The organism is Burkholderia sp. 3C (genome assembly GCF_054589155.1).
Genome location: NZ_BAAILN010000156.1, coordinates 1 through 1,170, shown reverse-complemented (window position 1 = coordinate 1,170; position 1,170 = coordinate 1). Strand labels below are relative to the sequence as shown.

Below are 1,170 nucleotides of genomic sequence, written 5' to 3'. Positions count from 1 at the left end.
CGATGATAGTGCGGATTGCCCGTGTGAAAGTAGGTAATCGTCAGGCTTCCCCTTCAGAACCCCCGCTGCGAATGCAGTGGGGGTTTTGTCTTTTCGGCCGCGGAACACGCGCTCGTATCGCGCGCCTGTCGAGCTCCGACCTCGTCGCCGGCAGACCCTTGTGGATCGTACCCTCATGCTCTGCAGCCTGGTCGTCCACCAGGTCCGGAGAGGCCTGGCGGCTACAACGTTGTTGTTCGGTTGTGGATGCCCGCTGGGGCCCGCTGCGCGCGCTCCCGGCACATTCAGAGAACGTCTACGTTGCCCACGGGGCTGCACTCCAGCTCTCCGCAATCTCGCGTTCACTGTTTCAATCTGCCGCCGCGCCTCAAACTTTCCGCCGCAACACATCAGCATCAAAAAAACTTTCGAAAAACGCGGTTTACCACTTGGCTTATTCGTCGTGACCCCTTATGATTCACGTCTTTCCAATTTTCTGAGAAGCTTTCCAGAGATTGGAATGACGGTCTGGGCGGGTTGATTTCCGCTCCGGTCGCCAGGTTTGATGAATCGCGACGCTTTTACAGGGTGTCGAATCACGAAGCGTCAAGCAGGCGGTCGGCATGATATGTCGAGCGCAAGTGCTGCCAACGAGATAAAAAAATCTCCTCAGAGTACTTGACACAAGGTCGGCATAGAACCATAATCGTCAGTTCTCTACGGAGGGGTGCCCGAGTGGCTAAAGGGGGCAGACTGTAAATCTGTTGGCTTACGCCTACGTTGGTTCGAATCCAACCTCCTCCACCAGACAAATAGAGCGGTAAAGGGATCGTTAAGTGGCCCGTGCGGGTGTAGCTCAATGGTAGAGCAGAAGCCTTCCAAGCTTACGACGAGGGTTCGATTCCCTTCACCCGCTCCAAGTTCTACGCAGTAAGTACTTGTTTCGCCCATGTGGCTCAGTGGTAGAGCACTCCCTTGGTAAGGGAGAGGTCGGCAGTTCGATCCTGCCCATGGGCACCAGCAGGTTGTCAGTGTCTGTTTGCGCGCCGCGCAATATGTGAAATTCCTTACGGGAGTTGAAAATGGCCAAGGGAAAGTTTGAGCGGACCAAGCCGCACGTCAACGTTGGTACGATCGGTCACGTTGACCACGGCAAGACGACGCTGACGGCAGCAATCACGACGGTGCTGA

1 protein-coding gene and 3 tRNA genes are annotated in these 1,170 nt (G+C 55.8%); all 4 read left to right on the top strand.

Features of this window, described 5'->3' with window-relative positions; genetic code table 11:
- The first annotated feature begins 700 nt into the window (after positions 1 to 700).
- A tRNA-Tyr gene (locus tag ACYP33_RS33915) sits at positions 701 to 786 on the top strand.
- A gap of 38 nt (positions 787 to 824) precedes the next feature.
- A tRNA-Gly gene (locus ACYP33_RS33910) sits at positions 825 to 898 on the top strand.
- Positions 899 to 924: 26 nt separating this feature from the next.
- Positions 925 to 999: transfer RNA gene (locus ACYP33_RS33905), tRNA-Thr, on the top strand.
- A gap of 62 nt (positions 1,000 to 1,061) precedes the next feature.
- Positions 1,062 to 1,170, top strand: a 109-nt coding sequence (locus ACYP33_RS33900; protein ID WP_033477657.1) for a GTP-binding protein, incomplete at its 3' end; no start/stop codon positions are given.